Source organism: Clostridium sp. NkU-1, assembly GCA_001312405.1.
Window position 1 is genome coordinate 125,494 of sequence record BBDR01000005.1, and the last position, 14,266, is coordinate 139,759.

A 14,266-nucleotide genomic window follows, 5' to 3' on the forward strand; every position below is an offset into this window, starting at 1 on the left:
AGCCTTGCAAATAAAAAAATATATAAAGAAGAATCCTTTTTATGTTGAACCATATAGGCAATACCTAATATTCCAGAAAAAAGATGCCCTATAACAATTGTGAATATAAGGGTCTTTATGTTAAAATCTAAACTCATTTTATTACTCCCCAACTTCATGGTGAAGTTCCATGGTGAAATTATAGGCAATTAACCGTTTTCAGTAAACCTGACTTGAAGCCTTAGTTCCTAACAATTCTGCCTAAGCTAATCTCCCCCATCATACACCTTCATCATTAAATATTCATCAATCCCTTTACGATAACGACCTGGAATGGTTCCTATGTACTTATATCCTGATTTCTCATCAAAAATCTTTGCACCCGGATTGTAATCTCCATCCACCAGGAATATTTTATCTCTGGTTTTAAAAACCATATTTTCCATTGCCTTCCTACAACAATCTAAATATTCTGCAGTTCCTTTTTTTAATTGAATATTCACCACTCCACCCCTTCATTTCCCTAAATAAATAACCCGCTCCTCTAAATTTATGCACAATGTACATACTTTACCTGAATAACAACTAGTTTATAATAAAATTAAAGCAGACATAACGGTTGGTGTCAACATTCTATTGCAACAAAAGCATTCAAGGAGCCATTATCCTTTTTATTGTAAACAGAATATTTTTAGTTGACAAATACAAAACAAGGAGTATAATGACAGGTAATTGAATAATATCTTCAGGGCAGGGTTAAATTCCCTACCGGTGGTAAAGCCCACGAGCCGCAAGGCATGATTCGGTGCAATTCCGAAGCCGACAGTATAGTCTGGATAAAAGAAGATGATAAATCACAGTATTTCTTTGTATATGTAAATTTGCTCTGGAACTATTTTTTTGTTCCGGAGTTTTTTTATTGCAGTACATACCTGTCTATGCTTGTGATAACTTAAATGCCTTGAACGACTTTGTTCAAGGTATTTTGTTTTTAGGAGGTGCTGCATGACTGACACAGAATATATGAGATTTGCTTTGCAGCTTGCAAAGAAAGGCTGTGGTTGGACAAATCCAAATCCCATGGTTGGAGCGGTTATCGTAAAAGACGGTAAGATTATCGGACAGGGATATCACCGGAAATACGGGGAGCTCCATGCGGAACGCAACGCTCTTGCAAGCTGTCACACATCGCCAGAGGGAGCAGCCATGTATGTGACTTTGGAACCTTGCTGCCATTCCGGCAAGACACCCCCCTGCACTGAGGCGATCCTGGAAAGCGGGATCCGCCATGTGGTAATCGGTTCTTGTGACCCAAACCCGTTGGTGGCAGGAAAAGGCATTGAGCTGTTACGTTCCTCTGGAATTGAGGTGACAAAAGGAGTTTTAAAAGAGGAATGTGATTCACTGAACCAAAGTTTCTTTCACTACATCCAAAACAAAACACCCTATGTGATCATGAAATACGCCATGACTCTGGATGGGAAGATTGCGACACACACTGGCAAATCCCAATGGATCACCGGTGTAGCGGCTCGGCACCGCGTTCATGAGGACCGGCACCGCTATTCTGCCATTATGGCAGGGGTCGGCACTGTCCTTTCGGACGACCCGCTGCTGACCTGCCGGTTGGAAAACAGCAGAAACCCGCTCCGTATTGTCTGTGATACCCATCTTAAAACGCCCTTAAGTGCAAGGATTGTTACTGCCACTGGTACTGCCTCTACTCTCCTTGCTACGGCAGTTACAGACAAAGACAAACACCGCCCTTATCTGGAAGCAGGCTGTGACATTTTAGTACTTCCTCAAAAAGAAGGGCATATCGATTTAAACTGCCTTATGACAGCTCTTGGTGAAAGAAAAATTGACAGCGTTTTGCTGGAGGGCGGCGGCACCTTAAACTGGTCTGCCCTGCAAAGCGGAATCGTCCACAAAGTGCAGGCCTACATTGCCCCTAAGCTATTTGGCGGCAGCGGAAAAACCCCGGTAATGGGCCTTGGCGTAGATAGCCCTGATCAGGCGTTTCATCTAGGAAAACCGGCTATTTCATTGATTGAGGAGGATATTCTATTGGAAAGCGAGGTGATCCGGTGTTCACAGGAATCATAGAAGAAATCGGCAAAATTCAAACCATCCGCAAAGGCCCAGAATCTTCATTTCTCTCTGTTCAGGCAAAGAAAATCATGGAGGATGTCCGCCTGGGGGACAGTATCGCAGTAAACGGTGTTTGTCTCACGGTTGCAGCCTTTTCTCAAGGCGGATTTACTGCCGATGTTATGAACGAGACCTTTAACCGTTCCTCTCTTGGAAGTTTATCAACGGGAAGCCCTGTCAATTTAGAGCGGGCAATGCCGGCAAACGGAAGATTCGGGGGACATATTGTTTCAGGCCATATCGATGGCACCGGAACAGTATCTGCCATTCAAAAAGACGACAATGCCGTTTGGTATACCATTAAAACCACACCTGATATTTTGCGGTACATCATAGAAAAAGGATCTGTCGCTATTGACGGAATCAGCCTTACTGTAGCAAAAGTTAAAAGGGATAGCTTCAGCGTTTCTGTCATCCCCCATACAGCATCAATGACCATTTTGCCAGGCAGGCGCATTGGTGATACGGTCAATCTTGAAAACGACTGTATCGGCAAATACGTGGAACGGCTGATGGGCATTCAGCAGCCTGAAAATAATATCACAGCCGGCTTTCTTAAGAAATACGGCTTTTAGGAGGAATCGAAATGTTTCAATACAACACCATTGAAGAAGCACTGAATGAACTGCGGCAAGGAAGAATTGTTCTTGTGACAGACGATAAAGACCGGGAAAATGAAGGAGATTTTATTTGTGCCGCTGAGTTTGCCACCACGGAAAATGTGAATTTTATGGCAATACATGGCAAAGGTCTCATTTGCATGCCAATGAGCGCAGAGTTTTGTAAAAAGCTGAAACTCCCTCAGATGGTTTCTGATAACAGCGATAACCACGAAACAGCCTTTACTGTATCCATTGATCATGTGGATACCACCACCGGAATTTCAGCGGCAGAACGCAGCCTCACTGCCATGAAATGTGTGGAGGAGAAAACAAGGCCAGAGGATTTCCGCCGGCCCGGTCATATGTTCCCTTTGCTGGCAAGAAAAAAACGGCGTACTGGAGCGTAACGGACATACAGAAGCACTGTGGATCTGATGCGGCTGTCCGGCTTAAAGGAATGCGGCCTGTGCTGTGAGATCATGCGGGAGGACGGAACCATGATGCGCACTCCGGAATTAATGGAACTTGCGCATAAATGGGGGCTTAAGATAATCACCATAAAAGACTTACAGGAATACCGCAAAAGAAATGATAAGCTTGTTGAACAGGTCACCTGCACAGATCTTCCTACAAAATACGGTAATTTTAAGGTTTATGGATACATCAGCAAGCTAAACGGGGAGCATCATGTGGCGTTGGTAAAAGGTGAGATCGGTGATGGTCAAAATCTTTTATGCCGGGTTCATTCCGAGTGCCTTACCGGAGACGCTTTCGGCTCAGAGCGCTGTGATTGCGGACAGCAGTTTGCGGCAGCAATGACACAAATCGAGAAAGAAGGCCGCGGATCCTGCTATACATGCGTCAGGAAGGCCGCGGGATCGGCCTGATCAATAAGCTGCGTGCCTATGCCCTTCAAGATAAAGGGATGGATACTCTGGAGGCTAATCTCGCCCTTGGCTTTGACGGGGATATGCGGGAGTATTTTATCGGTGCACAGATTCTCCGTGACCTTGGGGTAAAAACATTGCAGCTGCTCACGAACAACCCGGACAAAGTCTATCAGCTTTCTGGTTTTGGTATTGAGATTACAGAGAGAATTCCCATTCAGATGGATGCTACTGCACATGATCTGTTTTATTTAAAAAACAAAGCAGAGAAAAATGGGCCATATTTTGAATTATTAATATATTTCTAAAGGAGAACTTACAATGAAAACATTTGAAGGAAAACTCGTATCAAAGGATATGAAAATCGGCATTGTTGCCGCACGATTCAATGAATTTATAACTGCCAAACTGTTAAGCGGCGCCCTGGACGGACTAAGGCGCCATGAGGTCAGCGATGACTGCATAGACACTGCATGGGTTCCCGGAGCATTTGAAATTCCGCTGATTGCCTCTAAAATGGCAAAGAGCGGAAAATACGATGCGGTGATCTGCCTTGGCGCAGTCATTCGCGGCAGCACAACCCACTACGATTATGTGTGCAATGAGGTATCCAAAGGCATTGCAAGCATATCCCTTAGCAGTGATATTCCAGTTATGTTTGGCGTGCTGACAACAGAAAACATCGAGCAGGCCATTGAACGTGCAGGCACCAAGGCCGGCAACAAAGGCTTTGACTGCGCTGTCGGGGCCATTGAAATGGTCAACCTCATCCGTGAAATTGATGCTCGTTAAGGCCAGGCTGATCCATTCCATAGAACATGCGTCGGGTACAGATACTAATTCCTATCATTATTAAGGCAGCCATATAAAAAGGAAGGTATGTACTGCTTCCTATCTTATCAAACACAATACCATAAAGGAACTGTCCAAGAGGATTCGTACACATACAAACACACATAACACAAGAAATGACTTTCCCGGTTAATTCTTTGGGCGTTAATATCTGAAGATATGTCATTACTTGTATTTGGAATAATGTTGACAATACCAGCATCAGAGAACACCCCATTAAGAGAAATGGACTCGTCTTTGATTTTAGTTTCTTCGAAAATACTCCGGCGATCAAACCTCCTAATATGCATCCGGCAGCGATGATACCTTGCGCAAATCCGTATAACCGATTGGCAGTATTAGGGGAAAATCCCAGATGCTGAGTAATTAGAACCGGAACTCCTATTAAAACCAGAGAGGTCAAAAAAAGATTGATAGAAGCAAAAATCAATGACAGCTTCCACAAAATCGGCTGCTCCTTAAACATAAAACCAAAACTTTCTTTTAAGTCGTTGAAGCCGGTAATGATTATATTTCCTTTTGCCCGCCTTTTTTTCAAATGGAATATGGATAAAGATTTCCATTACGGCAGCCACGAAAAAACAGCCAATACTTACATATAGAATCGGCGCTAACCCAACAATGGAAAATAATATACCGCCAATTACCGGCCCAACCATACCGGCCAGTGAGCTTATTAAATCAACAATGGAATTGGCCTGCATGATATTTTCTCCATCTACCAGAACAGGTACGCTGGCCTTTACTGCTGGCTGATATGCCCCCTGTATACCATACAGAATAATCATTGTTATTGTCATAAGCGGTATAACATCTATTTTCCCTACCAGCAGACAAAACAGGAAAATAAGCATTGCTGTGGCAAAATCCAGAATCACCATGATGTTTCTCTTATTAACACGATCAGCGATGATTCCTCCTATGGGAAACAGGATAATCATAGGAATAAATGAGCAGGCCAGAATTGTCCCAAATAAAACGGACGAGCCTGTTTGGTTTAACAGGTAGAGAGGAAGCGCATACCTTAAAATCTGATTTCCGAATAAGGAAATAATCTGGCCTATTGCCACAAGTAAAAAAATCTTTTGAAAATATCGCTTTATTTTGCATAATCCTTTGTTCTCCTTTCGAAACACATCTTTGTGTCCTAGGAAACATACTTTATCACTTTTTTTGTGTCCTTGTCAACAAAATAATTGCAATAAAAATGCAGCCCGCTCTCTATGGAGTTGGGCTGCCTGTGGTTTTTTTCATTATTCAAGGCTATTTAGTTGTGATTAAGCATTCTGGTACACTTGCGCCTGGTCATCATCTCCTATTCCATAACGCGCTTTAAATGGGCCTGGTACAACTACAGTTTATCATAACATTCCGACTTCATATCTACACCCAGCTTTTCTATTTCTGCATCCAAATGGTTATTATACTTTTCCGCAAAACGAATCATACTGTCTAATTGCTTCTCAGTTACCTGATCAAATACGGCTTTATCCCGCTCCTGGAACTCTTTATGCAGTTCCTCGTGGACTTTGTAAATTGAGCTTCCTTGTTCCGTAAGCCTGAAATAGATTTCTTTCTTGTTGTCCGGCTTCTGGTAGCTATGGATAAGACCTTTTTCTATGAGTTTTTTTAGTTATTTTACTTATGGCACTTCTAGTCATATAAAAAGACTCTGCAAGCTTTGTCACATTGGAATCTTCATTTTTTTCCGATGTATTCAATGCAATGTATTTCAGAAGGCTTATAATCCTTAAGGCTTTCTTTCATCTTAAACCCATCAAGCCAAATCTTCTTGTTAAATAAATCCCAAAAACCCTTTATAACCTGTTCTTCTTTATTCACTGCCTGTCCTCCCACCCGTTGGTGCATTAATAATATTATACTGAATGTTTGTTTCTATTTCAACCTGTGTTTAAAACAGGCAGGCTTATTTTCCAATAAAGTAATCTTCTCTCGGGAGAATTTAAGGGACTGAAGACACCCCTGCTGTCAATGGCTTCCTCAATCATAGATGGGTACTCTACGGAGCGTTTATTGAAAAAACCACAGGCAAGAGCTACAATCATTTCGCGGCGGAGAAAGCATGCAAAACGATAAAGCACATAATATCATCCATTTTAAGATGATGTAATTACTTTTTGATAATATAAAATGAAAAAGTATGAAAAGGAGAAAATGAATTTGAATCGTAAAATTAAAATAGATAATTTTCTTGATGATTATGGAAGAATAACGCAATTACCTCAAAAGAAAACCTTCCGGGCTGCGACACTCTGCTATCTAGCTGAAAAGTTTGCATCTGACCGGGATTATACTGAAAAAGAAGTAAACTCCATCTGTGAAGAATGGCATACGTTCGGAGATTATTTCATACTTAGGCGGGAACTTATTAATAATGGGTTATTATGCCGTGAGCCAAACGGTTCTCGTTATTGGAAACCAACTGCCTTTCATCCGATTGACTCCTATAACTGGGATAGCGAACCCTGAGAGCCTAATATAGTCAATATAACTGCCTGGCCATACTAACAGATAATAAAAGATGACGGCATTATTTTAAGTACAGGAGCAAAGCTTTACCTTGCTATTCCACAAACTGATGTCCCCATTTACACATCGCATCCAACACCGGCATAAGGGACTTTCCTTTATCCGTAAGCCGGTATTCCACCTTAGGCGGCACCTGGGGATATTCTGTCCGAATGATTAACCCATCCGCTTCAAGCTCCTTTAATTGATTACTGAGCATTTTATGGGTGATGCTTTTAAGGGCTCTTTTTATCTCACTATACCTCATTACTTTACAATGCCATAGCCAGAAAAGAATATGCATTTTCCACTTTCCGCCTACCAGGGACAATGTATATTCAAATGGCTTGGAATAGACTTCTTCTTCATGATCCATTCTAACTCTCCTTTTTTATAGTATCTATCCTAAAAGTGCATACTTGTTAATATAATTATTCTATCATAATATAATAAACATAAAATGACAAGGAGGATAACACGATGAAAAGAGAAATTGAAGTATTTGATTATGCGAATGAAATTATAAAAGCGCTGAAAACAGGCGTTTTGCTGACCACAAAAGCAGATGATAAAGTGAATTCTATGACAATCTCCTGGGGTACCCTGGGAATTGAATGGTCGAAACCTATATTTACTGTTTTCGTCAGAGAAAATCGCTTTACAAAACTTCAGCTGGAAAAAAAATCCTGAATTCACCATAAATATACCACATGGCGATTTTGACAAGAAGATATTGGGTATTTGCGGGACAAAATCTGGCCATACAATTGATAAAATCAAAGAACTTAACCTGACACTTGAAGCACCCGGTCATATCTCGGTTCCTGCCATTAAGGAACTTCCTTTAACCCTTGAGTGCAGGGTTGTATACAAGCAAAAACAAGATGAGCATGAAATTACGGAAGAAAACAGAAACACATTTTACCCACAGGACGTTGATAGTTCATTCCACGGTGCAAACAAAGATTATCATACCGCTTATTACGGAGAGATTCTAAGTGCATATATTATCGAATAAAATAAATGCCAGGCTTGCTGTCTTTTGTATGTGTTCAGTTGTTATATAGCTTTTAGGCATAAATAAAACCTCCTGCCGTATTTTAAGCCTGCGGCAAGATGATGACACTCCACCTGGTACAAGCAAGTCCCCGCCACCACCACTTAATTATTTTCACATTTGAAGTAGGGGACTTACTTGATTCGGTTAAATTCAAAATTTGTTGTAATGGAGCTTTTGATATAGCAGCTTATCTTCTTCATATGGCTTTTTTTCCTCCGCAGGATAGCCAATGGCAATCATACATTCAACACTATATTGCTCCGGTATCTCCAGAACTTCTCTAATATATTCCCCCGCAGTCTCTTGCCCGGTATGAAATCTTTCTCTTACCTGAATCCAGCACGACCCAAGACTTAAATCCTGTGCCGCCAATTGAATCATGGTCGCCGCTATGGATGCATCCTCAACCCATACATCACTTAAATCTTTATCCGCTATTACTACAATTGCGAAAGGGGCACCTGCTAGAAATTTAGAAGCAGGTTCCCGGCACAGAGAAAGCCGCCGGATCAGTTCCCCATCGGTGACGGCAATGAACTGCCAGGGTCTTATGGACCTTGATGAAGGTGATAGCAGGGCACTTTTAAGAATTACATCGATCTTCTCTTTTTCAACTTCTCTGGCTTGAAACTTTCTAATGCTTCTTCTGGATTTTAAAAGATTAAATAACATAAATTGCTCCTTTCTGATTTCCATTGCATTCCATCCCTATTCTTCCATATCGGTATTGTAACAATTGCAATTTTATATTACAATTTAATTTATACACTGTACAATTTTATATTACCTGGGAGGTATAACCATGGATTCACCACTCAACTGGTATGATGAATATTTCCATTCAGAAGACCGCATCGTCCTGACAAAACAGGAACTGGACTTACCGGGCATACGGCTGTTTGCCACGCATAATATCCACAACGCAATCTTTCCTCATATACCCCATTATCATGAAAATACGTTTGAATTTACCTTTGTATCCAAGGGAACCATTTCCTTCTATACGCAGGAAACGGAATATGAAGTTTCCGGAGGGAATATCTTTGTCTCTTTTCCTGACGAGGTACACAGCACAAACGAAGCGCCCATTACTCTCAATGAACAGTACTGGTTCCAGGTCGACATAAGCGATCCGAAAAACCTGTTATTTTTAAATGAAGAGACTGCAAAACAACTGATTGAAGATTTAAAAAGCATAAAAAGGCATATCGTATCAACAGATATCAAGGAAACACGTCCTCTGATTGAAAAAGCCTTTGAGCTGGCCTTATCCAACGGGAACCGCCTGTTGATTGCCGGATATCTGATTATCTTCTTCCAATTGATGATCGCGGCCGCCAAAGAGGAAAGATATTATCTGACCAATGATATTGAAGCAGCCGTCCGGTACATCGAAGAACACGTCACAGAAGAATTATCTCTTCATACCCTGGCCGGAATCTGTAATCTGTCCGTCTCTCAGTTTAAGCAGAAATTCAGGCGCATCGTAGGCGTCTCTCCACGGAATTACATCAACAAGAAAAAAAGTGAAATGTTCAAAATTACTGCTTCTTCAGAATATTCCCGTAACAGAGGTGGCCATGAAGCTCAATTTTAATACCAGCAGCTATTTCTCCACTGTTTTTTAAAAAATATACGACCCTGACTCCCAGCGAATACATTCAAACAAAGCTTGTGGACAAGGTAGCTAAGTAAAAATCGGGCTGTCACAAAGAACTGCCCTTGCAATGGATATAAGTTGTCTCTGGCCCTGGCTTACATTGTCGGTGGCTGCAGAGACCTTCGCCGCATAACCTATCGGATGTTTATCAATAAAGTCGGCGGCATGGGCGATTTCCGCCCCTTTGATCACCTCTTCCTTTATAGCGTCATTCTTTGAGTAACGGATATTATCCATAATCGTTCCGCTGTACAGGCTGGTATCCTGGATCACAACAGAGAAGCATCTTCTCAAGCTGTCCCGTTTCACATGGGTGACCGGAACTTTGGCAATCATAATTTCACCGCTGTCTGCATCATAAAAGCGGGTCATCAGATTAACAATTTATCCTTATTATACCATGTTTTTTTCATAAAAAGTATAAAGCAGCTTTTAAATTTTGGTGCAGCGAAAGTCAAGCGGATATTCTCAATCCGCTTCGTTACTTGATTCGGTTAAAAAAATGCTTTAAATTATATGAAATTTGTGGAATTAAATTTACATATCCAAATAATAAGATATAATAAAATTAAGGAAAAATTGAAAGGAGTATCACAATGAATACAGCAGATTACTTTATTAAAAACTTGGACATGACCCCTCATCCGGAAGGAGGATTTTATAAGGAAATTTATGCATCTGAAGAAACTATAACCTCAAACGATTTAAAAGTTGACTTTGAAGGCTCCCGAATCCTTTGGACAAGTATCTACTTTTTACTTAGGGACGGAGAAGTTTCTAATTTCCACAGATTAAAATCTGATGAAATGTGGTACTATCATTCAGGTTCTCCCCTGACTATTTATATGATTAGCCCAAAAGGGGAATTTATTACGGAACAGCTTGGACTCGATATTGAAAATGGAGAGAAACCTCAAGTATTGGTGCCAAAAGATTATATATTTGGCTCCGCTATGAATAATAAAGGCTATGCATTAGTTGGCTGCATGGTATCGCCAGGATTTGAATTCAGAGACTTTGAGTTATTTAAAAGAAATGATTTGTTGGAAAAATATCCTCAGCATCAGCAGATCATTCAAAAATTGACTTCCAATTCGTAAACATCTGTCTTGATAATCATATTTATTGGTTTCAAGCCACTTTGTATAAAATTTCATTTGCTTACCAAGGCTGCACCTCTGAATAGGACTTAATGTTCTAATTCGACAATACGCTGCAGCTTTCAACTTTTTAGATTCTGTTGGTTGAACGATACCGCTTGATGCTGGTGAAGCTTGGTATGCATACAAAATACTATTGATTAATCTAAGCCGCCTTTTGCGACATAACTTTTTTTATACATGTAAAATCCTAATAAGTCTGATAAAAACCATCCCACTACAATCGCCCAGCAAATACCCGAAAATCCTTTAACAGGTGCAAATGAATAGGCCAGCAATACTCTTAATCCCTGTGACACTATGGTCAGCAGGATTGATATTTTAATGGCTCCAAGACCCCTGAAAAAACCATAAAACATAACAATAAAGCCCAACAATACATAAAATACGGAAACAATTCTAAGATAACCAACACCGACAGCTATTACCTCTGCTGCATCTTTATTTACGAAGAGCGTTATTAAATTGGGGGCGAAAATAAATGCGGAAACGCTGATTACCGCCGACAGGATTATGATAATCCTTGAAGTAGTACGAAATCCCTCCCGGATTCTTTTTGTTTCTCCGGCACCTTCATTCTGCGCAGTATAAGTAGAAAAAGAATTACCCAGATCCTGCAAAGGAGCATTGGCAACCGAGTCGATTTTGGAGCAGGCTGCAAATGCAGCCATAACTGTTGAGCCAAAGGTATTGACTAACCCTTGAATAAGCATCATTCCAAAGCTGGAAATTGACTGTTGCAGCGCTGTTAATACGGAAAACGCAGCGATTTTATTAAAAACAGAGGCGCTGAACCGGAAGTCTTTCCGCTGGAAATTCAGAAATTGCATTCGTTTTATTGTGTAAATGCCGCAGCCTATCGCAGCAAAAGCTTGTGTAAGGAGCGTGGCAATGGCTGCACCGGCAGTCCCCATGTGCAGCACCACAATAAAGAGCAGGTCTAAAATAAGATTTGATATGCATGAGATGATCAAAAAGTACAACGGTGTTTTCGAGTCTCCAAATGCCCGTAATAAAAAAAGCAAATGCATTATACATGCCAACAAAAATAAAACCATAAAAAACATATTTTAAATAGTCTGCAGCATAGGCGGCAGTTTCCTTTGGCATTTGATAAAGGCTGATGATCTGCGGTAAAAAGACTGATGTTACAATTGTAATCAATACACTGATACAAAATAAAAATATTAAGGCAGTAGAAATCGTTTGTTTCAGTTCATCGTACTGCCTGCCACCATAGAGCTGAGAGAAAATTGCCGAAGCCCCCATAGCAAGTCCTATTAAAATAGAAGTAATAAACACAATCACAGCACCCGAGGAACCAACTGCTGCAAATGCATCTGTGCCTACAAACTTTCCTATTACAATTGCATCAATAATCCCATAAAATTGTTGAAGCAAGTCTCCAATAAACAATGGAATGAAAAATTTCATAATAATCCTTGAAGGATTTCCTTTGGTCATATCAAGTTCCATCTTTTTCTCCCCTCCTGACGCCTGTTATTTTGAGACAGATATGCGATTGCTAAATCTCCGGTAACCGGATTAGAGTAAATTTCACAATCTATTTCATAAACCTGTCTTATAAGCTCCTTTGTCAGCACTGCTTTTGGATTTCCTGAAGCTATGATCCGTCCGTCTTTCACTACATAAAGAAAATCGCAGTAAACAGATGCCATGGAAAGATCATGCAGAGCTGCAAGAACACCGATATTTAATGATTTGACAACTGATAAAATCTGAAGCTGGTATTTAATGTCCAAATGGTTGGTCGGCTCATCAAGAATCAGGAATTCAGGCTTTTGAGCTATTGCTCTTGCCAATATTACCCGTTGTTTTTCACCGCCAGATAATGTTAAATAGCTTCTGTCCGCATACTCCGTCAAGTTAACTCGTTCTAACGCATCGGCTGCGATTTTATAATCCTCTATATTGTCAGAGTCCATTAAGTGTTTATGGGGCGTTCTCCCCATCATTACCATCTCATGGACAGTAAAATCGAAATCCAATTCATTAAATTGGCCTACCACACCCATATCTTTTGAAATGGCACGCGCAGATGATTTTAAAACATCCTTATCCCCTAAAAGGACAGTCCCCTCTTGCGGTTTGATAACCTTATAAATACTTTTCAGCAAAGTGGATTTTCCGCATCCATTTGGTCCAATGATGCCGACAAACTGTTTATGATCCACTTGAATGCTGATATCTTTTACAATATCTGCCCCCGATAAGGTGACTGATATGTGATCTGCTTTCAAATTCAATTTATCTCCCTCCAAACCCGTAGCCTTTTTTTAATCAGCATATACATAAACACAGGTGCACCAAGAAGTGAAGTAACGATGCCAATCGGCAGTTCTCCATTTGGAATTACTGTCCTTGCAAAAACATCTGTCCACATCATAAATAAGGATCCGGTAAGAATCGCCGCAGGGACCAGCCGTTTATGATCCGCACCCACGACACCGCGAACAATATGTGGAATAATAAGGCCTACAAACCCAATAATCCCACAAGTGGAAACTAAGACACCTGTTACCACGGAAGAAATCACCATGTATAACCGTCTGTAAAAATTTAAATTAACACCCAGGGTGATTGCGGCTTCTTCTCCCATTAACATCGTGTTCATCACTCTTGATTGGGACAGGAAAAAGGCTGTTGCCATAATTACCACCGCAGTCACAGGAGGCAAAGTGTCCCACTCTGCTGATGCCAGACTTCCCATTGTCCAAAAGGATACGGAACGGATACCCTCTGAATTTTTAGCAAAATAAACAATAAAATTTGAAGATGCACTGCATATGGCATTAATTACAGTTCCCGCTAAAACCAGCTTGACAGAAGATGTCTTTCCTCCAATACTGGCAAGGGCCAGAACAAGTGCTGCCGCAATCAGAGCACCAATGAATGCCCATGATGCAACCCCCAATTCTCCCAGTACTCCTCCGGCCCCAAATCCAAGCATAATTGAGAAGGTTGCTCCTAAGACACCTCCAGATGAAATTCCCAATATATAGGGGTCTGCCAATGGGTTTTGTACGGAAGCCTGCATGACTACTCCGCAAAGTGCCAGCCCAGCCCCCGTAATCATTGCCAGCAAAACCCTTGGAAAACGGATCTGCCAGATAATATCCACATACATACCGTTTAGCTGCTCACCTGCATCACGGATCTGATACCCAGTCAGTTGATGTATCAATATTTTACAGGATTGTTGAAAGGGTATATTTACCTGTCCAATGGATAGTGAAATTACAACTGACACAACGACAGCCGCGAGTAAAATTACAAGAATTATTGAGAAAGCAGGCCAACTTTGTAAGCTGCCTTTAAAAATTCGGGAGGTTTTCTTTTGTTCTTCTTTGTGTGTTGAAACCATG

11 protein-coding genes, 6 pseudogenes and 1 riboswitch are annotated in these 14,266 nt (G+C 40.9%); of the genes and pseudogenes, 8 read left to right on the forward strand and 9 right to left on the reverse strand.

Annotated features, from left to right (window positions below):
* Nucleotides 1–245 precede the first annotated feature (245 nt).
* Nucleotides 246–482 (reverse strand): hypothetical protein, encoded by a 237-nt coding sequence (locus JCM10519_RS10150; RefSeq protein WP_347843774.1) that lies wholly within the window; start codon nucleotides 480–482, stop codon nucleotides 246–248.
* Between the two features lie 234 nt (nucleotides 483–716).
* Nucleotides 717–831, forward strand: a riboswitch (FMN riboswitch).
* Between the two features lie 153 nt (nucleotides 832–984).
* On the opposite strand from JCM10519_RS10150, the gene ribD reads away from it, so the two are divergent.
* The 4 genes and pseudogenes from ribD (at nucleotide 985) to ribE (ending at nucleotide 4,411) form a co-directional block, all read left to right on the forward strand.
* A complete protein-coding gene (ribD, locus tag JCM10519_RS10155; RefSeq protein WP_054738976.1) occupies nucleotides 985–2,085 on the forward strand; it encodes a bifunctional diaminohydroxyphosphoribosylaminopyrimidine deaminase/5-amino-6-(5-phosphoribosylamino)uracil reductase RibD in 1,101 nt (366 codons plus the stop codon).
* Nucleotides 2,067–2,705 carry a riboflavin synthase gene (locus JCM10519_RS10160; RefSeq protein ID WP_054738978.1) on the forward strand — a complete coding sequence of 213 codons (639 nt, stop codon included), beginning with the start codon at nucleotides 2,067–2,069 and terminating at the stop codon, nucleotides 2,703–2,705. Before ribD ends, JCM10519_RS10160 begins: the two co-directional genes overlap by 19 nt.
* Before the next feature lie 11 nt (nucleotides 2,706–2,716).
* Nucleotides 2,717–3,927: pseudogene (gene ribA, locus JCM10519_RS10165) on the forward strand (GTP cyclohydrolase II).
* Between the two features lie 13 nt (nucleotides 3,928–3,940).
* The gene (ribE, locus tag JCM10519_RS10170; protein WP_054738980.1) at nucleotides 3,941–4,411 is read left to right on the forward strand and encodes a 6,7-dimethyl-8-ribityllumazine synthase; all 471 of its coding nucleotides are present in this window, start codon (nucleotides 3,941–3,943) and stop codon (nucleotides 4,409–4,411) included.
* Nucleotides 4,412–4,929: 518 nt separating this feature from the next.
* Here ribE and JCM10519_RS28620 read toward each other — a convergent pair.
* Together JCM10519_RS28620 and JCM10519_RS10180 are read right to left on the reverse strand one after the other, a co-directional pair.
* Nucleotides 4,930–5,541, reverse strand: coding sequence for an MFS transporter (locus tag JCM10519_RS28620; protein ID WP_347843775.1), 612 nt, complete (start codon nucleotides 5,539–5,541; stop codon nucleotides 4,930–4,932).
* Nucleotides 5,542–5,822: 281 nt separating this feature from the next.
* Nucleotides 5,823–6,313: pseudogene (locus tag JCM10519_RS10180) on the reverse strand (MarR family transcriptional regulator).
* Between the two features lie 333 nt (nucleotides 6,314–6,646).
* On the opposite strand from JCM10519_RS10180, the gene JCM10519_RS10185 reads away from it, so the two are divergent.
* Nucleotides 6,647–6,961 carry a DUF2087 domain-containing protein gene (locus JCM10519_RS10185; RefSeq protein WP_054739128.1) on the forward strand — a complete coding sequence of 105 codons (315 nt, stop codon included), beginning with the start codon at nucleotides 6,647–6,649 and terminating at the stop codon, nucleotides 6,959–6,961.
* A 94-nt stretch (nucleotides 6,962–7,055) separates the two neighbouring features.
* On the opposite strand, the gene JCM10519_RS10190 is transcribed toward JCM10519_RS10185, so the two are convergent.
* Nucleotides 7,056–7,376, reverse strand: a complete 321-nt coding sequence (locus JCM10519_RS10190; RefSeq protein ID WP_054738982.1) for a winged helix-turn-helix transcriptional regulator — start codon at nucleotides 7,374–7,376, stop codon at nucleotides 7,056–7,058.
* Nucleotides 7,377–7,480: 104 nt separating this feature from the next.
* On the opposite strand from JCM10519_RS10190, the pseudogene JCM10519_RS10195 reads away from it, so the two are divergent.
* A pseudogene (locus tag JCM10519_RS10195) lies at nucleotides 7,481–8,018 on the forward strand (flavin reductase family protein).
* Between the two features lie 192 nt (nucleotides 8,019–8,210).
* On the opposite strand, the gene JCM10519_RS10200 reads toward JCM10519_RS10195, so the two are convergent.
* Nucleotides 8,211–8,732, reverse strand: coding sequence for a nitroreductase family protein (locus JCM10519_RS10200; protein WP_054739129.1), 522 nt, complete (start codon nucleotides 8,730–8,732; stop codon nucleotides 8,211–8,213).
* Nucleotides 8,733–8,862: 130 nt separating this feature from the next.
* Here JCM10519_RS10200 and JCM10519_RS10205 point away from each other — a divergent pair, with 130 nt between their 5' ends.
* Nucleotides 8,863–9,657, forward strand: a complete 795-nt coding sequence (locus JCM10519_RS10205; RefSeq protein ID WP_054738983.1) for an AraC family transcriptional regulator — start codon at nucleotides 8,863–8,865, stop codon at nucleotides 9,655–9,657.
* Between the two features lie 99 nt (nucleotides 9,658–9,756).
* Here the strand turns inward: JCM10519_RS10205 and JCM10519_RS10210 are convergent.
* Nucleotides 9,757–10,104 (reverse strand): annotated as a pseudogene (locus JCM10519_RS10210) (ATP-binding cassette domain-containing protein); the annotation flags it as partial.
* A gap of 212 nt (nucleotides 10,105–10,316) precedes the next feature.
* Here JCM10519_RS10210 and JCM10519_RS10215 point away from each other — a divergent pair.
* Nucleotides 10,317–10,820: a cupin domain-containing protein gene (locus tag JCM10519_RS10215; protein WP_054738987.1), complete on the forward strand. Its 504-nt coding sequence runs from the start codon at nucleotides 10,317–10,319 to the stop codon at nucleotides 10,818–10,820.
* A gap of 200 nt (nucleotides 10,821–11,020) precedes the next feature.
* Here JCM10519_RS10215 and JCM10519_RS10220 read toward each other — a convergent pair.
* The 3 genes and pseudogenes from JCM10519_RS10220 to JCM10519_RS10230 all read right to left on the reverse strand — a co-directional run bounded on the left by JCM10519_RS10220 (nucleotide 11,021) and on the right by JCM10519_RS10230 (nucleotide 14,265).
* Nucleotides 11,021–12,356, reverse strand: a pseudogene (locus tag JCM10519_RS10220) (MATE family efflux transporter).
* On the reverse strand, nucleotides 12,341–13,147 hold the full coding sequence (locus JCM10519_RS10225; protein WP_054738990.1) for an ATP-binding cassette domain-containing protein: 807 nt from the start codon (nucleotides 13,145–13,147) through the stop codon (nucleotides 12,341–12,343). Before JCM10519_RS10225 ends, JCM10519_RS10220 begins: the two are co-directional and overlap by 16 nt.
* A gap of 1 nt (nucleotide 13,148) precedes the next feature.
* Nucleotides 13,149–14,265 (reverse strand): annotated as a pseudogene (locus tag JCM10519_RS10230) (iron ABC transporter permease).
* Nucleotide 14,266 lies beyond the last annotated feature (1 nt).